16 protein-coding genes are annotated in these 19869 nt (G+C 72.7%); 3 read left to right on the top strand and 13 right to left on the bottom strand.

Annotation, left to right across the window (positions count from 1 at the left end; translation table 11 throughout):
- The first annotated feature begins 5 nt into the window (after positions 1 to 5).
- A complete protein-coding gene (locus ACGFMK_RS11840; RefSeq protein ID WP_392760918.1) occupies positions 6 to 407 on the top strand; it encodes a PPOX class F420-dependent oxidoreductase in 402 nt (133 codons plus the stop codon).
- Here ACGFMK_RS11840 and ACGFMK_RS11835 read toward each other — a convergent pair.
- Complete coding sequence (locus ACGFMK_RS11835) at positions 394 to 975, bottom strand: TetR/AcrR family transcriptional regulator (protein WP_392760915.1); 582 nt, start codon at positions 973 to 975, stop codon at positions 394 to 396. The two genes, ACGFMK_RS11840 and ACGFMK_RS11835, sit on opposite strands and share 14 nt — an antisense overlap.
- Before the next feature lie 58 nt (positions 976 to 1033).
- Here ACGFMK_RS11835 and ACGFMK_RS11830 point away from each other — a divergent pair, with 58 nt between their 5' ends.
- A complete protein-coding gene (locus tag ACGFMK_RS11830) occupies positions 1034 to 1747 on the top strand; it encodes an SDR family oxidoreductase (protein WP_392760912.1) in 714 nt (237 codons plus the stop codon).
- Between the two features lie 27 nt (positions 1748 to 1774).
- Here the strand turns inward: ACGFMK_RS11830 and proB are convergent, their stop codons facing one another.
- From proB to ACGFMK_RS11805, 5 genes are all read right to left on the bottom strand, one after another.
- Positions 1775 to 2884: a glutamate 5-kinase gene (gene proB, locus ACGFMK_RS11825; protein ID WP_392760909.1), complete on the bottom strand. Its 1110-nt coding sequence runs from the start codon at positions 2882 to 2884 to the stop codon at positions 1775 to 1777.
- The gene (obgE, locus tag ACGFMK_RS11820) at positions 2881 to 4341 is read right to left on the bottom strand and encodes a GTPase ObgE (protein ID WP_392760906.1); all 1461 of its coding nucleotides are present in this window, start codon (positions 4339 to 4341) and stop codon (positions 2881 to 2883) included. The genes proB and obgE overlap by 4 nt, the downstream gene beginning before the upstream one ends.
- Before the next feature lie 109 nt (positions 4342 to 4450).
- Positions 4451 to 4711 carry a 50S ribosomal protein L27 gene (rpmA, locus tag ACGFMK_RS11815; RefSeq protein ID WP_323336009.1) on the bottom strand — a complete coding sequence of 87 codons (261 nt, stop codon included), beginning with the start codon at positions 4709 to 4711 and terminating at the stop codon, positions 4451 to 4453.
- 38 nt (positions 4712 to 4749) lie between these two features.
- Positions 4750 to 5064, bottom strand: coding sequence for a 50S ribosomal protein L21 (gene rplU / locus ACGFMK_RS11810; protein ID WP_392761079.1), 315 nt, complete (start codon positions 5062 to 5064; stop codon positions 4750 to 4752).
- Between the two features lie 163 nt (positions 5065 to 5227).
- Positions 5228 to 8269, bottom strand: a complete 3042-nt coding sequence (locus ACGFMK_RS11805) for a translation initiation factor IF-2 N-terminal domain-containing protein (protein ID WP_392760903.1) — start codon at positions 8267 to 8269, stop codon at positions 5228 to 5230.
- Between the two features lie 540 nt (positions 8270 to 8809).
- Between ACGFMK_RS11805 and ACGFMK_RS11800 the strand changes: the two genes are divergently transcribed.
- The gene (locus ACGFMK_RS11800) at positions 8810 to 10240 is read left to right on the top strand and encodes a S8 family serine peptidase (protein WP_392760900.1); all 1431 of its coding nucleotides are present in this window, start codon (positions 8810 to 8812) and stop codon (positions 10238 to 10240) included.
- Between the two features lie 298 nt (positions 10241 to 10538).
- Here ACGFMK_RS11800 and ACGFMK_RS11795 read toward each other — a convergent pair whose 3' ends face one another.
- From ACGFMK_RS11795 to ACGFMK_RS11765, 7 genes are all read right to left on the bottom strand, one after another.
- Entirely contained in the window at positions 10539 to 11369 is an 831-nt protein-coding gene (locus ACGFMK_RS11795) for an ABC transporter permease (RefSeq protein ID WP_392760898.1), read from the bottom strand.
- Positions 11369 to 12175, bottom strand: coding sequence for an ABC transporter permease (locus tag ACGFMK_RS11790; protein ID WP_392760895.1), 807 nt, complete (start codon positions 12173 to 12175; stop codon positions 11369 to 11371). The genes ACGFMK_RS11795 and ACGFMK_RS11790 overlap by 1 nt, the downstream gene beginning before the upstream one ends.
- A gap of 286 nt (positions 12176 to 12461) precedes the next feature.
- A complete protein-coding gene (locus ACGFMK_RS11785) occupies positions 12462 to 13406 on the bottom strand; it encodes an ABC transporter ATP-binding protein (RefSeq protein WP_392760892.1) in 945 nt (314 codons plus the stop codon).
- A 42-nt stretch (positions 13407 to 13448) separates the two neighbouring features.
- Complete coding sequence (locus tag ACGFMK_RS11780) at positions 13449 to 16799, bottom strand: phosphodiester glycosidase family protein (protein ID WP_392760889.1); 3351 nt, start codon at positions 16797 to 16799, stop codon at positions 13449 to 13451.
- A 113-nt stretch (positions 16800 to 16912) separates the two neighbouring features.
- Entirely contained in the window at positions 16913 to 17638 is a 726-nt protein-coding gene (locus tag ACGFMK_RS11775; RefSeq protein ID WP_392760886.1) for a maleylpyruvate isomerase family mycothiol-dependent enzyme, read from the bottom strand.
- Between the two features lie 52 nt (positions 17639 to 17690).
- Entirely contained in the window at positions 17691 to 18101 is a 411-nt protein-coding gene (gene ndk, locus ACGFMK_RS11770; protein WP_323336022.1) for a nucleoside-diphosphate kinase, read from the bottom strand.
- 101 nt (positions 18102 to 18202) lie between these two features.
- Positions 18203 to 19750: an alkaline phosphatase D family protein gene (locus ACGFMK_RS11765; RefSeq protein ID WP_392760883.1), complete on the bottom strand. Its 1548-nt coding sequence runs from the start codon at positions 19748 to 19750 to the stop codon at positions 18203 to 18205.
- Positions 19751 to 19869: the final 119 nt, after the last annotated feature.

Here is a 19869-nt window from a genome sequence, read left to right as displayed (position 1 = left end):
CCGCTTTGGAGACCACTGTGGAACTGCCCGGCGATCTGCTCGCTCTGCTGCGCGAGCCCAGCCTCTGCTTCCTGGCGACGTCGATGCCGGACGGCTCGCCGCAGCTCACCCAGACCTGGGTGGACACCGACGGCACGCACATCCTGGTGAACACCGTGCTGGGCCACCAGAAACAGCGCAACATCGAGCGTGACCCGCGGGTGGCGCTCAACGTCGCCGACCGTGAGCGGCCGTCGCGCTACTACGCGATCCGCGGGCAGGTCGTCGAAATGACCGAGGACGGCGCCGTCGAGCACATCGAGAAGCTGGCGCAGCGCTACCTCGGCGGCCCGTACCCGTGGTGGGGCGGGCGCGACCAGACGCGGCTGCTGCTGACGATCAAGCCGGACCGGATCAACCCGACGTAGGCGCCAGCAGCGCCACCAGTTCTTCGGCCATCGCGGGACCGATCGGCTCGCGGGTGGCCAGGAGCCGGTACCACAGCGTGCCGAACACGACGTCGATCACCGTGCCGGGGGCGACCCCGGACGGGAGTTCGGCGCGCTTGCGGGCGCGTTCGACGATCTCGCCGAGCGCGTCGCGGCGCCGGAACAGGAAGTCCTCGCGGAACCGCTTGCCGAACTCCGGGTCGATCTGCGCCTGCGCCATCAGCGCCCGCAGGGTGTCCGCGACCTGGGACTTCGTGCCCAGCGCGTAGGTGCGGTCGAGGAACAGCGCGAGGTCGGCGCGGAACGACCCCTCGTCGGGGATCGGGACCTGCAGGTCCGCCTTCGTCGCGAGCGCGTCGAGCAGGACGTCGGCCTTCGACGGCCACCAGCGGTAGATCGTCTGCTTGCCGACGCCGGAGCGTGCCGCGATCCCTTCGACGGTCAGCGCACCGTAGCCCGCTTCGGCGGCCAGTTCGAGCGTCGCGGTGAGGATCGCGAGCCGGCTCTGCTCACTGCGCTTGCGGCCGGGACGGGACTGGTCGGTCATGGGATCCGATGGTACCGTCGATTTCGAAACGAGACGTACCGGTTCGAAATGGGGAAACATGAGTATCGCTCTTGTCGCCGGCGGCACCTCGGGCATCGGCCTGGCGACCGCGCGGAGGCTGCACAGCCGGGGCTACGACGTCCACATCACCGGGCGGGGCAAGGAACGCCTCGACGACGTCGCCGCGAGCGACCCGCACCTCACCGGGCACCAGGCCGACGGCGGGGACGCGGCGGCGATGGCCGCGCTGGCCGGGTCGCTCGGCACGGTCGACGTGCTGGTGGTGAGCCTGTCGGGCGCCGAAGGGCTGGGGCCGATCGCGGAGCTGGACCTGGCGATGCTACGCCGGGCCTTCGACGCGAAGTTCTGGGCGCACCTGACGACGATCCAGGCCGTGCTGCCGCACCTGGCCGCGGACGGCTCGATCACGCTGCTCGGCGCGATCAGCGCCCGGGCTTCGATGCCGGGCACCGCCGGGATCGGCGCGCTCAACGCGGCGGTCGAAGCCCTGGTCAAGCCGCTGGCGGTCGAACTGGCGCCGCGGCGGGTCAACGCGGTCTCCCCCGGCGTCGTCGACACGGCGTGGTGGAGCGGGTTCCCGGAGGAGATGCGGGCGGGGTTCTTCGCTCAGACGGCCGCGCAGGTGCCGGTGCGGCGCGTCGCGACAGCAGACGACGTGGCCGAGGTGGTCGCCCTCGCGGCGACCAACGCCAACCTGAGCGGCACGGTGCTGGAAGCCGACGGCGGGGCGCACCTGGTGTCAGTCGGCTGACGGCACTTTCCCCACGAAAGTGCCGCTTCAGCGGCGCAGGGGGACGAGGTCGTCGGCGTGGACGACCTCGCGTCGCTGCTCCGCGGGCAGCTCGGGGGTGGAGCGGCCGATCAGGTCCGGCAGCTCCGTCGCGTCGAAGGCGACCACGCCGCGGGCCACCGCGCGGTCGTTCGCGTCCACCAGGTCGACCACGTCGCCGGCCTGGAAGTCGCCGTCGACGCCGGTGATCCCGGCGGCCAGCAGCGAACGGCGGCGGCGGACCACCGCCGTCACCGCGCCGTCGTCGATGCGGAGCTTGCCGGTGGTGTCCGCCGCGTAGCCCAGCCAGAACCGGCGGGCCGACAGGCGGGTGTCGGCCGGGGCGAACGCCGTGCCCGGCGACGCCGTCGTCAGGGCCGCCGACGCCTCCGAAGCCGCCGCGAGCAGGACCGGGATGCCGGCGCCGGCCGCGGTGCGGGCGGCGGCCAGCTTGGACACCATGCCGCCGGTACCGAGGCCGGAGCTGGAGATCCCGACCGCAATACCGTCCACATCGGACTCCGAGAGCACCTCGGTGAGCTTGCGGGTGGCGCCCTCGCGCGGGTCACCGTCGTAGAGACCGTCCACATCGGACAGCAGGATCAGCGCGTCGGCGCCGATCAGGTGCGCCACCAAGGCGGCGAGGCGATCGTTGTCGCCGAAGCGGATTTCCTCGGTGGCCACCGTGTCGTTCTCGTTGACCACCGGGACCGCGCCGAGCGCCAGCAACCGCGAGAACGTCCGCTGCGCGTTGCGGTAGTGCGAACGCCGCACGACGTCGTCGGAGGTGAGCAGCACCTGCCCGACCGTCAGCGAGTACCGCCCGAACGACTCGGCGTACGCGTGCGCCAGCGCGAGCTGGCCGACGCTCGCCGCCGCCTGCTGGGTGGCGAGGTCCTTCGGCCGCTTGGCCAGCGAAAGCGGAGCCAGGCCGGCGCCGATCGCACCCGACGAAACCAGCACGATCTGCGTTTCCCGGGCGACCCGGGCCGCGATCGCGTCGACCAGCGCGCCGAGCCGGACCGGGTCGAGACCACTGCCCGCGGTGGTCAGGGCCGAGGAACCGACCTTGACCACCAGCCGCCGGGCGGCGGCGATGGCCTCCCGCGTGCCGCTCACGCGTCCAGGTCCACGTCGGCGCCTTCCGGCTCGTCCGGGCCGTCACGGCGGATCCGGCGGGCTTCCTTGCGCTCGGCCGCGCCGACCCGGTCGTGGTTCTCGAGGCGGACGTCGGTGCCGCGCCCGGACAGGTGCATCGCGACGCTCGGCGTCGACGGCTCCCACTCGAACTGGACGTCGCCGATGGTGACCGGGCTGCCCGGCCGCGCACCGAGCTTCGCCAGCTTGTCCTCGACGCCGAGGCGGTTGAGGCGGTCGGCGAGGTAGCCGACGGCCTCGTCGTTGCCGAAGTTCGTCTGGCGAATCCACCGCTCCGGCCGCGAGCCGCGCACGATGAACGCGCCCTCCTCCTCGGGATCGAGGTCGACGGAGAACCCTTCGTCGTCGACGGCGAGGGGCCGCAGCACGATCTTCTCCGGCTCCAGCACCGGCTGCATCTCGCGGTACTGCTCGACCACCTTGGCGAGGGCGAAGGTCAGCTCCCGCAGGCCCTTGCGCGACGCCGTGGAGATCTCGAACACCTGCAGGCCGCGGGCTTCGAACTCCGGACGGACGAACTCGGCGAGCTCGGCGGCCTCCGGGACGTCGATCTTGTTCAGGACGACCACCCGCGGCCGCTCCTCGAGCTTCCCGCCGAGACCCGGCGTGTACTTCGCCAGCTCCAGTTCCAGAGCGTCCACATCGGACACGGGATCGCGGCCGGGCTCGAGGGTCGCGCAGTCGACGACGTGCACCAGCACCGCGCACCGCTCGATGTGGCGCAGGAAGTCGAGGCCGAGGCCCTTGCCTTCGGACGCGCCGGGGATCAGGCCGGGGACGTCGGCCATCGTGAAGACGGTGTCGCCGCCGGTGATCACGCCGAGGTTCGGCACCAGCGTCGTGAACGGGTAGTCGGCGATCTTCGGCTTGGCCGCCGACAGCACCGAGATCAGCGACGACTTGCCCGCGGACGGGAAGCCGAGCAGGCCGACGTCGGCGACCGAACGCAGCTCCAGCACGAGGTTGCGGGCCTCACCCGGCTCGCCCAGCAGCGCGAACCCGGGCGCCTTGCGGGCCTTCGACGACAGGGCGTGGTTGCCGAGACCGCCGCGGCCGCCCTGGGCCGCGACGAACGTGGTGCCCGGGCCGATCAGGTCGGCGACCATCTCGCCGTCCTCGGTGAACACGACGGTGCCCGAAGGCACCTTCATCACCAGGGTCTCGCCCGCCGCGCCCGCGCGGTTGCCGCCCTGGCCCATCTTGCCGCTGCCCGCCTTGGCGTGCGGGCGGAAGTGGAAGTCGAGCAGGGTGTGCACGTTCGGGTCGACGACCAGCAGGACGTCGCCGCCGTTGCCGCCGTTGCCGCCGTCCGGGCCGCCGAGGGGCTTGAACTTCTCGCGGTGCACCGAGGCGCAGCCGTTGCCCCCGTCACCGGCGGTCAGGTGGATCACCGCGCGGTCCACGAAACGGGACGCCATGACTTGCCTCTTTCATTCGCGAGCAGGGGATACACAAAACAAACGAGGGGTGGCACCGGATATTCCGGTCCCACCCCTCGTTCGAGGTCTAGCGTCGAGAACCGAAGACTCAGGCCTCGGCTGGCACGACGATGTTGATCGTCTTGCGACCACGCTTCTCGCCGAACTGGACCGCACCGGCGGCCAGCGCGAACAGCGTGTCGTCGCCGCCACGGCCGACGTTCACGCCCGGGTGGAACTTGGTGCCACGCTGGCGGATCAGGATCTCGCCGGCGTTGACTTCCTGGCCGCCGAAGCGCTTGACGCCGAGGCGCTGCGCGTTCGAGTCACGACCGTTGCGGGAGCTGGACGCACCCTTCTTGTGAGCCATAGCTCAGTCCTCTTTCTTACGAAGATCCGGGAAAGTCGTCAGATGGAGATGGCGGTGACCTCGACGCGGGTCAGCTTCTGCCGGTGACCCTGACGCTTGTGGTAGCCCGTCTTGTTCTTGAACTTGTGGATCCGGATCTTCGGACCCTTGGTCTGCTCGACGACCTTGCCGGTGACCGAGACCTTCGCCAACGCGTCGGCGTCCGTGGTGACCTCGCCACCGTCGACGTACAAAACGGCGGGGAGGATGTGCTCGGTGCCCGGCTCGCCCACGAGCTTCTCGACCTCGACCACGTCGCCGACGGCAACCTTGTACTGCTTGCCGCCGGTCTTGACGATCGCGTACGCCGACACGGAAGTCTCCTGCATTACTCGACAATGGGTGGGGGCCCCGCGCGATCGGCCCGCCTCCGGGAAGGCGGTCCTGCTCTCACGCAGGCGGCCTACTCTGGTGGTAGGCCGTACTACAGGTTACGTGGGGTGCCCCGGTGCGTTACCACCGGGGTCCCCTAGTTGTTCAGTTAGCGCTCTGCTCCGAGGCTTTGACCGGCGGCCCGGCCGGGCGTGACGCGGCCCGGCGCGGACGGCGCCGGGTCGAGCGCACGGCCGGTTCGGGCACGCTGACCTCGGGTTCGGCGACCGGCTCGGCGGCCTCCGAAGACTCTGTGACGGGCTCTTCCGCCGGCTCGGGCGCCGACGACCGCTCGACGGGCGGCTCGTCCTGCGGCACCGGCGTCTCGTCCGCCTCGGTGGTCACGGGGGTGTCCGCGACCTCCTTGGCGGGCACAGCCGGCTCCAGCGTGGCCGACTCCGGCGTCTCGGTGGCCTGGGAGGCCTCCGCCGTGTCGGTCACCTCGGGGACGGGCCCGTTGCCGTTGAGGGCGCCGTGCTCGTGGGGCTGTTCCTTCACGGCCTTGGACGCGTTCGCCATGGCCGCCACCGCGGACGCGATCGACTCGCGCTTCTCCGGCGGCGGAACGACGTGCACCTCGTCCTTGGCCACTTCGGCCGGCTGCGGCGCGGCTTCCTCGCCCTTGCCACCACGGCCGCGCGACCGGCGGGAGCTCTTCTCCCCGCCGCCACCGCCGCCGTTGCCACCACCGTTGCTGCCGCCGTTGCCACCGTGGGAGTGGCCCGTGCCGCCGGCCGTGCGCTGCGGCTCGGTCGAGACGATGACACCGCGGCCCTTGCAGTGCTCGCACGGCGTCGAGAACGCCTCGAGCAGCCCGGTGCCGATCTTCTTGCGGGTCATCTGGACCAGGCCCAGCGAGGTGACCTCGGCGACCTGGTGGCGGGTGCGGTCGCGGCCGAGGCACTCGGTGAGGCGGCGCAGCACCAGCTCGCGGTTGGACTCGAGCACCATGTCGATGAAGTCGATCACGATGATGCCGCCGATGTCCCGCAGCCGCAGCTGGCGGACGATCTCCTCCGCCGACTCCAGGTTGTTGCGGGTCACCGTCTCCTCGAGGTTGCCGCCCGAGCCGGTGAACTTGCCGGTGTTGACGTCGATGACCGTCATCGCCTCGGTGCGGTCGATCACCAGGTAGCCGCCCGAGGGCAGCCAGACCTTGCGGTCGAGGGCCTTGGTGATCTGCTCGTCGATCCGGTGGTCGGCGAACGCGTCACCGGTGCCGGTGTAGCGCTTGACCCGCTCGGCCAGCTCCGGCGCGACGTGCCGGACATAGTCGTTGATGGTCTCCCACGACCGGTTGCCCTGGATCTCCAGCTTGGCGAAGTCCTCGGTGAAGAGGTCACGCACGACCTTGACCAGCAGGTCCGGCTCTTCGTAGAGCATGGTCGGCGCGCCGCCCTTGCGGCCGGAGCCGGCGTCGGCCTTCTCCTTGATGACGTCCCACTGGGCCTTCAGGCGGTCGACGTCGCGGCCGAGCTCCTCCTCGCCGATGCCCTCGGAGGCGGTGCGGATGATGACACCCGCGTCCTCCGGGACGATCCGCTTGAGGATGTCCTTGAGCCGGCGGCGCTCGTTCTCCGGCAGCTTGCGGGAGATGCCGGTGGCGCCGCCCGCGGGGACGTACACCAGGAAGCGGCCGGGCAGCGAGATCTGCGTGGTCAGCCGGGCACCCTTGTGCCCGACCGGGTCCTTGGTCACCTGGACCAGCACGGAGTCGCCGGTGGAGAGCGCCTGCTCGATCTTGCGGGCCTTGCCCTCCAGGCCGGCGGCGTCCCAGTCGACCTCACCGGCGTAGAGCACGGCGTTGCGGCCGCGGCCGATGTCGATGAACGCGGCCTCCATGCTCGGCAGCACGTTCTGGACGCGGCCGAGGTAGACGTTGCCGACGATCGAGCCGGAGCCCGACTGCGTCACGAAGTGCTCGACCAGCACGCCGTCCTCGAGCACGGCGATCTGCGTGGAGTCGCCCTTCTCGAGGACGACCATCGTGCGATCGACCGACTCGCGGCGGGCGAGGAACTCGGCCTCGGACAGGATCGGGGCGCGGCGGCGGCCGGCCTCGCGGCCGTCACGGCGGCGCTGGCGCTTGGCCTCCAGGCGCGTCGAGCCGCGGACGCTGCGGACCTCGTCGCGCGCCGGGCGCTCGCGCTCGGCGCGTTCGGCCTGCTCGGCCTTGGCCTGGCGGACGTGGGTGACGGTGTTGGGCGGGTCGTCGGTGCCCGAGTCCCCGCTGTCGTCGCCGTCCGAGCCCTTGCGGCGACGGCGGCGGCGACGGCGCTTGCTGCCGCCTTCACCGTCGTTGTCGCTGTCGTTGTCGGAGTCGTCTTCGGGCTCCTCCGCGGTGTCCGGCTCGTCCTTGACGGCCTTTTCGTCCGTGGTGCCGTTGCGGGAGCGGCGGCGCGCCGGCGGCTGCTGCGGCTGCTCCTCCTCGGCCTGGGCGTCTTCGCCGTCGTTCTCGTCACTGCCGTCGGCGCCCTTGCCCCGGCCGCGGCCACGGCGGCCACGGCGTCGACGGCGGCGGCTGTTGGCGTCGTCACCGTCGTCGTCACCGGAGTCGGTGGCCGGCGTGGTGTCCTCGGCCTCCTCTTCCTCGGCGACCTCGGGCTCGGGCTGCTGGTGCCGCTGCTTCACCGGGGCCGGCGGCTCCGCGAACGGGTCGGCCGGCTTGCGGGCCGGCTTGGCCGCGGCGGGCTCGGGCGGCAGGAAGACCGGCGACGGCGCGGCGAACACCGGCAGGTGCGCGCGGGTCTTCTGCCGCGGCCGCGGCTTCTCGGCCTCGGCGGCCGGGACCTCGGGCACGACCGGAGCGGCCTCGGCCCTGGTGCGCCCGGCCGGGGTCACCTCGACGTCGCCACCGGAAGCCGGCGCGACCTCGACGTCACCGCCGGAGGCCGGAGCCGCTTCGACGTCGCCGCCCGAGAAGGCTTCGGCGACCTTGAGTGCCACTTCCCTGGTCACGCTCGACTGCGCGCTGCGGACGCTTTCGCCCAGTTCGGCCAGCTTCGCGAGGACGTCCCGGCTGTGCGACCCGAGCAGCTTGGCCAGCGCGTGCACCCGGATCCGGGCGGGCAGGTCGGCCAGCGGGCCGGTCGTGGGTGTGGCGGGATTCCCGCCGGTGTGCTCGGCGGGTGTTTCCGCGTTCGACATGTGTCTCCTCCGCCCCCGGGCGCGTCTGCCGGTTCAACCCGGCAGGGACGCGGCCGCGCAGGGGCCCCTTTCTGTTCGTTCCGCCGTGGTGGTCACCAGCGGCGGGAATCCTTGCCCGACGACCGGGCGCCGCACCACCGACTCCCGATGGCGCGCAACCCGGTCAAAGGTCTGCTCGGCGGCGTGCGTGCCCAGGCCTCACGGCCCCCGGGCCGCCCGCCACGTCGTCCAGCCACCCGGCTCGCGGGCGGCGACGCGCGTGGTGCTGGTTCATGCACTTCACCGGGCCACCGCTCCGCAGGCAGCACCTCTCACGTGCGCCCCGCGGCCCAGCGGCCATCCGCAGTATCCCACACCCGGTGACTGCTCCGGTGTACTCGGTACCTCCGGCAGGCCGCCCGGGCGCGCCGCGAGGGCACCGGCCGGGGGAACTTGGCCGCAGAGCTTGTCCGCCGGGCGCGCGGTGGCTAGCGTGCGGCTCGGGGTGGCCGGGCGCGCACGCGACGGCACCCGCGGTTCCTGCGTCCGGTGGGAGGTCCGGTGTCCCTGCTGGCGCGGCCGATGCGGGCGGCCGTGTGCACCGTCCTGGTGTTTTCGGGATGCGTCACCGCCGGTCCGGCGGCGGCCGACGAGTCCTCCTGCGCCCACGGGCGGACCCTGCGCTACGTCGTCACCTTCGACCGCGGCACGGCCGAGACCGCCGCACGTTCGGAGATTTCCGGCGCCTGTGGCGCCACGACCGTGTACTACCCGCAGATCGCCGTCGCCGTGGCCACCTCCGGCGATCCGGGGTTCGGGTCGCGGATCGGGCTGGACCGGACGTTCAGCGCCCAGGGCGAGCGGCTGGCCGCCCAGCGCGCGACCGACCCGGTGAAGCCCCAGCCCGCGCGGGCCGCGCTGGCGGCGACCGACCCCGCCGCGGTACCTGCCACGGACCTCAGCGACCGGCAGTGGGACATGCAGGCGATCAACGCGGGCTGGGCGCACAAGGTGTCCGACGGCAGCCGCGACGTCGTGGTCGGCGTGCTCGACTCGGGCATCGACCCGGTCCACCCGGACCTGACCGCGGCGCTGGACCGCGACGACTCCGCCGGCTGCCTCACCGGCGCCCCCGACCAGGACCGCAGCGCCTGGGCGCCGACGACGTCCGTGCACGGCACGCACGTGGCCGGGATCATCGCGGCGGCCGACGACGGCCACGGCGTCACGGGTGTGGCGCCCGGCGTGCGCGTCGCCTCGGTCAAGGTGATCGACGACCGCGGTTACGCCGACCCGGAGGCTGCCGTGTGCGGGCTCATGTGGGCGGCGTCGCGGCACATGCAGCTGACGAACAGCAGCTTCTTCGTCAACCCGTGGTCGCTGTCGTGCATCCGCGGCGACGATCGCGGGGTGGTGCACGAAGTGCTGGCCAGAGCGGTGGAGTACAGCACGTCGGCGGGCACGCTGAACGTCGCGGCGGCGACCAACGAGGCCGTCGACCTGACCCCGTCCGCCCGTTCGGGCACCCCCGGCGCGGGCACCGGCTGCGAGGCCCTGCCCGCCGGCCTGCGGGACGTCGTCGCGGTGTCGGCCGTCGGCGCGGACCGGGTGAAGGCGGGGTACAGCTCGTACGGGCTGGGCGTGATCGACGTCACCGCGCCCGGCGGCGAGACCGGCCAGTGCGTGCTCTCGACGGTCCCGGGCGGGTACGCGCCGCTGTGCGGGACGTCGATGGCGGCCCCGCACGTCGCCGGGGTGCTCGCGCTGCTGGCGTCTACGCATCCCGGCGCGGGCCCGCGGCAGCTGCGGCGGATCCTGGACGGGCAGGCGGCGCCGATGCCCTGCCCGGCCGACTACGACCTGACCGGGGACGGCACCCAGGACGCGTACTGCGCGGGGTACGAGGGGTTCAACGGCTTCTACGGGCACGGGATGGTGGACGCGATGGCAGCGGTGGCGCCGCGGAGCGGGCGGCCGGACCCGGCTCGCTGAGCCGCGTCACCACCCGGTTCTCGCGTGATCGGGACGGGACTCGCGTGACGGGAAGGGCATCTCGCGTGATTCGACGCGGGACTCGCGAGGTTCGGTTCGGAATTCCGCGTGATGGGGACGTAGGTCACGAGCCTTGCGGAGCCACTCGCGTGATGGGGCGGTCGAGTCTCGTGATCGGAGGGTCGACACGGGTGATCCGACGGACGACACGCGTACCTGGGTGGACGACACGCGTACCTGGGTGGACGACACGCGTACCTGGGTGGACGACACGCGTACCTGGGTGGACGACACGGCGTCAGGTGAGCAGGAGTTTCGCGATGCGGCGGGTCGAGGCCCAGAGGCCCACGCCGCCCAGGACCAGCAGGTAGGCGAGGTTGCCCAGCATGCCCGGCGAGAGGATGCCCGTCGCCAGGCCGCGCATCAGCTCGATCGCGTGGTAGAGCGGGAAGCAGCGGACCACCCACTGCAGCGGCTCGGGGTACACCGTCAGCGGGAAGAACGTCGTCGAGAACAGGAACATCGGCATCAGCACCAGCTGGATGTAGTCGAACTGGGCCGTCGACTTGACGAACGTCACCAGGGCCATGCCGATCGCCGAGAAGGCCAGGCCCACCAGGAGCGCCGCCGGGACCATCAGCAGCGCCCACCACGACGCCAGCAGGCCCATGGCCGCTGCGACGGCGAGGAACGCCACCGCGTAGACGCCGCCGCGCAGGATGGCCCAGCCGATCTCGCCCAAGGCGACGTCCAGCGGGCCGATCGGGGTCGCCAGCATCGCGTCGTAGAGCTTCGCGTAGCGCAGCTTGAAGAACAGGTTGAACGTCGACTCGAACACGGCGCCGTTCATCGCCGATGTCGCCAGCAGGGCCGGGGCGACGAACGCGACGTAGCTCATCGGACGGCCGTCGGGGCCCGTGACCTCGCTGACGAGCCTGCCGAACCCCAGCTGGAACGCCAGCAGGTAGAGGAACGGCTCGGCGGCGCCGGACAGGAAGATCAGCCAGCTGTTGCGGTAGACCATGGTCGCGCGCTCGATCAGCGCGCTGGCCCGGCCGGCGTACAGCCCGGGCGGGAGGATCCGCAGCAGCAGCCCGACGCGCCGCGGCGGGGCCTGGACGCTCACCATCACACCACCAGCCTCTTGTAGAACGCCCGGTGCGCCAGCGCCCACCCGGCCGCGAACAGGGCCGCGAGCACGGCGAAGTGGCCGAGCATCGCCCAGCCACCGACCCCGCCGACGCTCACCCCGCGGGCCAGCTGCGAGCCGTGCCACAGCGGGGAGAGCCAGGCCAGCCAGCGGATCGCGGCGGGCAGCTGGGAGATCGGGAAGAACGTGCCGGAGAACAACGTCATCGGCATCACGACGAAGCGGAAGATCAGCCCGAACCGCTGGCCCTCGTCGGAGGTGCGGGCCGCCAGCGCGGTCATCGGCGTGGTGCAGGCGAGCCCGGTGACCGTGCCGGCGACGATCACCAGCAGCACGCCGGGCCCGGTCCAGGCGCCGAAGAACACCGCGACGAACGCGTAGATCGCGCCGGCCAGGGTCAGCCGCAGCGCCGACCAGATCAGGTGGCCGCCGAGCACCTGCCCGGGTGACACCGGCGTGGCGGTGACGGCCAGGTAGTCCTTCTGCCACTTGAACCCGGAGAGCACGGGGTAGCTCGATTCGCCGACCGCCTGCTGCGCGGCACCGGCGGCGAGCAGCGCGGGCGCGATGTACTGCAGGTAGGAGAGCCCGCCGGTGACCGCGCCGGGCCGCACCTGCGACCCGAAGCCCAGCCCCATGGCGGCGAGGAACAGCACCGGCTGCAGGCCGGTGGAGTACAGGGTGGTCAGCCAGTGCCGGCGGTACCAGGTCCAGTGCCCTTCGACGCGCAGCCAGGCGCCGTGCCACCGGCCGACCACCCGGCCGGAGGACTCGACGGTGGTCATGGCCGGTCCCTTCGCAGGAGGCGCGATCGCCGGATCTCCCGGCGGGGGTGCGCGCGTGAGCCACGCTCCCGCGGGTCTCTCCGGCGAGGGGCATCGGCAAGATCCCGGCAGAGTCGTGGCCGGGGCCGCCGGGCCAGGGCGACGATTGCGACCGGAACGACCGACTCGCCACCCGCAACGGCCGACTCGCCGACCGGAACGGCCAGCTCGCCGACCGGAGCGGCCGACTCGCCGGGAGGACGAAGCGGCGCGAGGCGGCTATGGGCGCAAAGGGAACCTGGGAGCATCAGTCCACCAGGGTCCGGCCGGTCAGCCTGAGGAACACGTCCTCCAGGGAGCTGCGGCGCACCAGGCTCGACAGCGGCCGCAGGCCCCGGGCGTGGGTGGCTTCCAAAGCCGCCTCGCCGTCGTTGCTGTAGAGCAGCACCCGGTCCGGCAGCACCTCCACCCGCTCCGCCAGGCCCTCCACCTGCGAAGCCGCCGACTCCTGCTCCCCCGACGCGAACCGCAGCTCGACCACTTCGCGGGTCGAGTAGCGGCTGATCAGCTCGGCGGGCGAGCCCTCCGCGGCGATGCGGCCGTGGTCCATCACCACCAGCCTGTCGCACAGCTGCTCGGCTTCGTCCATGTAGTGCGTCGTGACGATCAGCGTGGTGCCCTGGGCCTTGAGCCGGAACAGCCGGTCCCACAACAGGTGCCGGGCCTGCGGGTCCAGGCCGGTCGTCGGTTCGTCGAGCAGCAGCAGCTCCGGGTCGTTGACCAGCGAACGCGCGATCGTGAGGCGCCGCTTCATGCCGCCCGACAGCGGGTCGACCTTGTCGTCCGCGCGGTCGGTCAGCTGGGCGAACTCCAGCAGTTCCGCCGCTTTGCGACGAGCAGAAGCCCGCGACAGCCCGAAGTAGCGGGCGTACACGATCAGGTTCTCCCGGACGGTCAGCTCGACGTCCAGGTTGTCCAGCTGCGGCACCACGCCGAGGCGCGCGCGGATCCGCGGGCCCGCCGCGTCCGGGTCCAGGCCGAGCACCCGCAGGTCGCCGTCGGTTCTCGGCGACACGCACGCGATCATCCGCATGGTCGACGACTTCCCGGCGCCGTTCGGGCCGAGGAAGCCGAACGCCTCCCCGCGCCGCACCTCGACGTCGATCCCGCGCACGGCTTCGAACTCGCCGAACCGCTTCACCAGTGCCTTGGCCTGCACCAGCGCCGGTTCCCGCTCCTCCGTTTGGTCCACGTCCCGAACCCTAGGACCCGCCACCGACAAAAACCGAACGGTTTACCCGCGAACGGTCGAAACCAGCGTTTTCGTCACCCCGTTGACCGTCACCGACAACCGCGCGACACCCGGGCGCAACGCCGTCAGCACGCCGGTCGACGGGTCGAACGACGCCACGTCCCACGGCGCCGGTGGCCAGCCGCCCGAGGCGATGTGCGTGCCCCACGCCCCCGTCCAGTCCGCGCTGACCGGGTACGACACCGGGACGTCGCGGGTGCCTTGACGCAGCGTCGCGCGCACGTCGGCGCGGGCGCCCCGGGAAAGCACCGCGGGACCGGTGATGCTCAGCGCATCGACGTTCGGCCGCGTCTCGAACCGCACCGGCTGCGCGCGGTCGGCCGGGTCGACGCGCAGCAGCGTCCAGCCGACGAACCCGCCGTCGCCCGGCGCGGCCGCGGGCGTCTTGCCCGAGTTGCCGTTGACCAGGTACGGCACACCGTCCACACGCGACAGTGAGAACACGCCCGCGTGCGAGGCGATCGACGCCGCGGGCTTGCCGGACACCTGCTCGAAACCGGTCAGCCACCTGGTCAGCAGCGCGGCTTCCTTCGGGTCCGCGAGCTGGGAGTTGCCGGTCGGGCTCGGGTCCTTCACCGGGTGGTGCATCGCGACGACGACCCCGCGCACGTTCCGGTCGGCGGCCGCCGAGTCGAGCGCCGAGCGCAGCAGCCGGACCTGGTCGAACCCGCCGGCCCGCAGCGAGCCGCGCGAGGAGTCGAGCAGCACCAGCCGGATCCCGTGCAGGTCGACGACGCGGTGGGTGTCGCCGAAGACGGCCTGGAAGCTGGCCAGCCCGTTGCCGCCCTCGGCCTCGTGGTTGCCCGGCACGTAGTACCACGGCGCCTTGCCGTCCAGTTCCTCGGAAATCACCTGCCGCGCCAGCGTGAAGTCGGGCGGGGTGCCGCGGTCGACGAAGTCGCCGTTGATCAGCACCAGGTCCGGCTTCGCCGCGACGGCCTCGCGCAGCGCCCGCCGCGCCTGGGCGACCAGCGGTCCGGTGGGGTCGTCCGCGGTGAACTGCGCGTCGCTGACGACCGCGACCCGCAGGCCGCCGGCCAGCGTGCCGTCGGTGACCAGGGCCGGGTCGTGCGGCGCCGGGTCCGCGGGCACGGTCGCCGACGGCGCCACCTCGAACGTCAGGTCGTCGAACACCAGCCGGCCCTCGTGCTGCTGGTCCGGCACGTTTTCGACGGCGTAGAACCGTGCCAGCCGCTGCCCGTCGGGCAGCCCGGCGGGCACCGTCGCGGTGACGTACCGCCAGCCCGTCCAGTCCACGCTCAGCGCAAGGTCCACAATGGACGCGACGTTCGCGCCGTCGCGCAGTTCCGCCCGCAGCCAGGCGCCCTTGCCGTCGCCGTTCACCCACAGGCCGATCTTCTGCGTGCCCTTCGGCACCGGCAAAGCCGCCGCCGGCGTCACGTAGGCGGCGCGGGTCGCGGTCGTGCCCGTGAGGCGGTAGTCGAGGGCCAGGCCCTGGCCGCCGTCCCGGCCGGGTGCCGCCGACAGCGCCGCGCCGACGACCGCCGGGTACACCGTGGCCGCCCAGCCCGCCGGGCCGTCCAGCGGGGCCGCGACCTGCGGAACCGTGCCGACCGAAGCGGCCAGGTGGGTGGTCAGGCCCGCGGCCGTCGCGGTGATCGCGGAGGCGCCGGACGCGGTCAGCGCCGTCACCGAGTAGCCGTCGCCCGCCGGGGTCACGCGAATGACCGAGTGGTCGTAGTCGAGCTTGACGTCGTCGGGCTCCAGCCAGGTGCCGTACCCGTCGGCGTCGTAGCCGTAGACCTTGAACGTGCTCGTCGCGCCGGCCGCCGACAGGGCCACCTGCTCGGTGCTCGTGCCGAGCCGGACCGGCTTGCCCAGCACCGAAAGCGCCGTCTTCCCGGACGCCCGGCCCGCCCTCGCGACGACGTCGACACCGCCGGGACCGTGCCCGGTCACCACCCCGTGCGTCACGGTCGCCCGCCGGAGGTCGGACGTCGTCCAGCGCGGGTCGGCGGCGACCGCGGCGCCGGTCTCGTCGTGGCCGTCGGCGACCAGGTGCCGGGTCAGGCCGGACAGGACGCGGGTCGCGTCGGCCGTCACGACCGCGGGGGCGGGCGCGAAGGCGGTCAGCTTCCCGCTGCCGGGGACCGTGCCGAAGCCGATCCCGTTGGGCACCAGGCGTTCCCCGCCGTCGGAGGGCGAGTTGCGGACGCTCGGCGCCGCCTCGCCCTCGTTGCGCGCCAGCAGGGTCGAGGAGCCGCCGCCGTCGAGGTTGATCGCGTCGTCGGCGCCGAGGCTCTTCAGGTGCCGCGCGAGTTCCAGCTCGGTCATGCCGCGGCTGTCGGCCTGCCGTCCGTCCACAGTGGCCAGCCACAGCTTCGTGCCGTCGGCGGAGAAGCCGACCGCGGTGCGCGGGGCCAGCGCGACGTTGTCGACGGGCTGCACGACCCCGTCGCGCAGCAGGACTTCGTTGCCGCCCACCGCGACCGCGACCTTCCCGGCGTCCGTGCGGGGTGCGTACGCGACGCCGACCGCGTCACCCGGCTTCAACGCGGCGAGCGCGTCCGCGCCGGCTTCGCGGGCCAGGAGCACGGTCGTGCCCGCCGCGATCGGGCCGTCCGCCGGCGCGGTGCGCACCTGGGTGACCACGCCGTCGCGCAGCTCCACCTCGAGCACCCGGGACGCACCGGCCACCGAAGTCGCACGGCCGGAAGCACCCCACAACGGCGTGTAGACGCCGATCGCGTCGCGGCCGAGGACCGGGCTGTTGAAGTTCGTGGCCTTCACCGCGGTGCCGCCGGGGAGCGTCACCGTGGCTTCGAGGAAGACCGAAGCGAGACGCGCCTTGCCCTCGTCGGTGATCGACGCGGTGAGGTTGTGCCCGGCCTCGGGCGCGGTCTGCAGCTGCCCGTGGTCGACGCCGACGCCGATCGGCGCGCCGGTGGCGTTGATGTCGAAGAAGTCGCCGTTCACCCCCGCGACCGCGCCGGCGCGCGCGACCTGCTGCGAGAGCGGTGTGCGCGCGGAAACCGTGCCCGGGCTCAGGTAGGTCGGCTTGAGCACCTTGCTGCCGAGGTCGACGGCGAGGGTGTCACCGCGGATCCAGCCCGCCGGGCCGTAGCGGTCGAACTGGGTGAGGTCCAGGCCGGGCGCGACCTCGGTGGTCGCGCTGCCGGTGACCAGGCCGTCGTCCGGGTCGGCTGCGGCGAAGGTGACCGGGCCTTCGTGGGCCGACGACGCGGCGGGCGCGGCCTCGATCGGCGGCGTCCCCAGCGGCGCGGCGAGCGGATCGGCGTGCGCCGGGACGACGATCCCCGACGCGAGCAGCGCGATGAGCGCGCCGGAGAGCACTGTGCGTGACTTCTTCACCGGGTACCCCAGTATCGAGTGAGGGAGTGAGCCGGATCAGCACAGCGCAGCGGCACGGCCACGGGAAGGCTTCCCGGTGAACGCCGCCTGAATGGTCTAGAACAGCTACCGCGTCAGGGGGTGAGCGGTGAGGCGAGCAGGGCGGCCGCGGCGGCGCCCTCGGTCCGCGGCGCCGGGCCGGTGCGCTTCCACAGCCGCAGCAGGAGGTCCCGCGCCGGGGCTTCGACGGTCGCGGCGCAGTCGGCGGCCGGACCCAGCGCGGGCGGTTCGCCGGGGTGGACGGTCCAGACGTCACCGGTGTCGGTGGCGTGCAGCGCGACCGGTCCGGGCAGGTGGGGCACGGGGTGCCAGCGGGTGACCCGCGGCATCAGGACGGCGAGGACCTCGTCGACGCCGTCGGCGGCCACGGCCGGGTCGAGCGCGAAGTCGTGGCCCGCCGCACCACGCGCGTCGGCGAGGTGGACGGCGGTTTCGTGGACCTGGCGGCGGTACCAGAACGCCTTGGTCTTCTCGGCGCCGCCGAAGTGCCAGCAGCGGTCGCCGGGGTTCGCGGCTTCGAGCGCGTCCAAGAGCTGCTCGGCGCTCGAGGCGTACCAGGACGCGAGGTCGGCGCCGGGGCCGTCCGCGAAGTTCTGCCGCTGGGATTCGCCGGTCGTGACGACGGAGGCGGCCCAGCGGTGGACGTTCCCGAGGTGCGTGCCGAGGTCGGCCAGCGTCCACTCGCCGCAGTCCGCCACCGGGGCGGCCGGGTCGGCGGTGCGCAGGACGTCGGTGAACCCGCCGGTCAGCTCCCGCAGCACGGGAAGGTAGTCGCGGGCCGGGAACGGCATCGTCGTCACGGGGCCTCCGGGAGGGAACCGGGGCCACGCGCGAGCGTGGCCCCGGTGTCGATCACAGGTCGGGGAACCAGAGCTTCAGCTCGCGCTCGGCCGACTCCGGCGAGTCCGAGCCGTGGACCAGGTTGTACTGGGTCTCCAGGGCGAAGTCGCCGCGGATGGTGCCCGGGGTGGCCTTCTCGACCGGGTCGGTGCCGCCGGCCAGCTGGCGGAACGCCGGAATGGCGCGCGGGCCCTCGACGGCGAGCGCGACCAGCGGGCCCGAGGTGATGAACTCCAGCAGCTCGCCGAAGAACGAACGCTCCTTGTGCTCGGCGTAGTGTTCCTCGGCCAGGGCCTGGGGCACGGTGCGCAGCTCGAGGGCGACGAGCTTGAGGCCCTTGCGCTCGATCCGCGAGACGACCTCGCCGACGAGGCCGCGCGCGACGCCATCGGGCTTGACCAGGACCAGCGTGCGTTCAGTCACGACGGTGTTTCTCCTTGTTGCGGTTGCGTGTCGGTGCGCGCGAGCCTAGCCGACCCCCTCGACGGCCTTCGTAGTCGACGTCACTTCTGCGCAACGTGGGCTCAGCGGCCCTGCGGGTGCAGCTTCTTGGACCACAGCGACGCACCCGTCGCGTCGCGCAGGTCCACCGTCAGGTCGCCGCTCGCGCCGTCGATGTTCAGCTCGCCGAAGTGCTGGAAACCGTCGATCGGGGCCGTGTTGGCGACCGGCGGGGCGTGGACGAACACCGCTTCCGGGCCGAACGTCGGGTCGAGGGTGTTGGGGCCGAACGCGCCCGCGTTCAGCGGCCCGGACACGAACTCCCAGAACGGGTCGAAGTCCTGGAACGCCGCGCGGTCCGGCGAATAGTGGTGCGCCGCCGTGTAGTGGACGTCCGCGGTCAGCCAGACGACGTTGCGGACACGGCGGCGCTGGATCTCCCGCAGCACCCACGCCAGCTCCGTCTCGCGGCCGCCGGGCGCGCCCGGCAGGTTGTTCGCCACGGCCTCGATGGCGGTGCCGTCCGGCACGACCAGGCCCAGCGGCATGTCCGCCTGGACGATCTTCCAGGTCGCCGTGCTGCGGCCGAGCGCGTCGGCCAGCCAGCGGGCCTGGCGGTCGCCGAGGATGTACCCCGGCTTCGTCCGGTCGGCCGTGTTGGCGTTGCGGTAGGTCCGCATGTCCAGCACGAAGATCTCGGCCCGCGTGCCGTACTTGAAGCTGCGGTAGACGCGGCCGTCGACCGCCTGGCGCGAGTCGATCGGGTGCCACTCGTGGAACGCCTGGTAGGCCCGCGGCGCGAGCACGTCGACGCGCTTCTCGGTGTACGCCGGGTTGTCGAGGATCTTGCCCGGGTACCAGTTGTTCAGGACTTCGTGGTCGTCCCACTGGACATAACTGGGCACCTGCGCGGCGAAGCGGCGGAAGTGCTCGTCGAGGCGGTTGTACGCGTGCTGACCGCGGAACTCCGCCAGCGTCTCGGCGACCTTCGACTTCTCCGCCGTCACGACGTTGCGCCAGGTGCGGCCGCCGGGGAGCGTGACGGTCTCGGTCAGCGGGCCGTCGGAGTACACCGTGTCGCCGCTGTGCAGGAACACGTCCGGGCGCCGGGCGGCCATCGCGGAGAAGATCGTCATGCCGCCCAGGTCCGGGTTGATGCCCCAGTTCTGGCCGACGACGTCACCCGACCACAGGATCCGGGCGCTGCTGCGGCCGACCGGCGCCGTGGCGAACGTGCCGGTCAGCGGCTCGCTCGTGGCGCGCCCGTCCAGCGACTCCGCCGTGACGCGGTAGTGGAACCCGGTGCCCGGCTGCAGCCCGGCGACGCGCACCCGGCCGGTGCCGTCGCTGTCCGGGCCGACGGCGGGGCCGGTGACGCGGCGGGCGTGCCGGAACGACGGGTCCCGCGCGATCTCGACGACCAGCCGCGACGGCCGGTCGGCACGCGACCAGACGACGGCGGAGCCCGGCGTGACGTCGCCGGACTGGACGCCGTGGGTGAGCACGGGCCGGTCGCGGCGCACCAGCGGCGTCGCGGCGAAGGCGGTGGACGGCAGCACGAGCGTGGCCGCGGCGCCGGTCAGGCCGGCCTTGAACAGCGTGCGTCGGGAGTGGCAGGTCGGTTCGGTCATGGCCGGATCCAACCCCGCCCCGGCCAACGCCGGATGGCGCGCGGGTGAACGGAATCCGGGGGATTTCCCCCATGGCCGACGTCCTCGCCGTCGGTAACGTGGCGATCACGACAAGGGGG

Source organism: Amycolatopsis sp. NPDC049252 (genome assembly GCF_043197175.1).
GTDB lineage: Bacteria > Actinomycetota > Actinomycetes > Mycobacteriales > Pseudonocardiaceae > Amycolatopsis.
The sequence above is the reverse complement of the archived record's forward strand: the minus strand, read 5'-3'. Positions and strand labels throughout refer to the sequence as shown.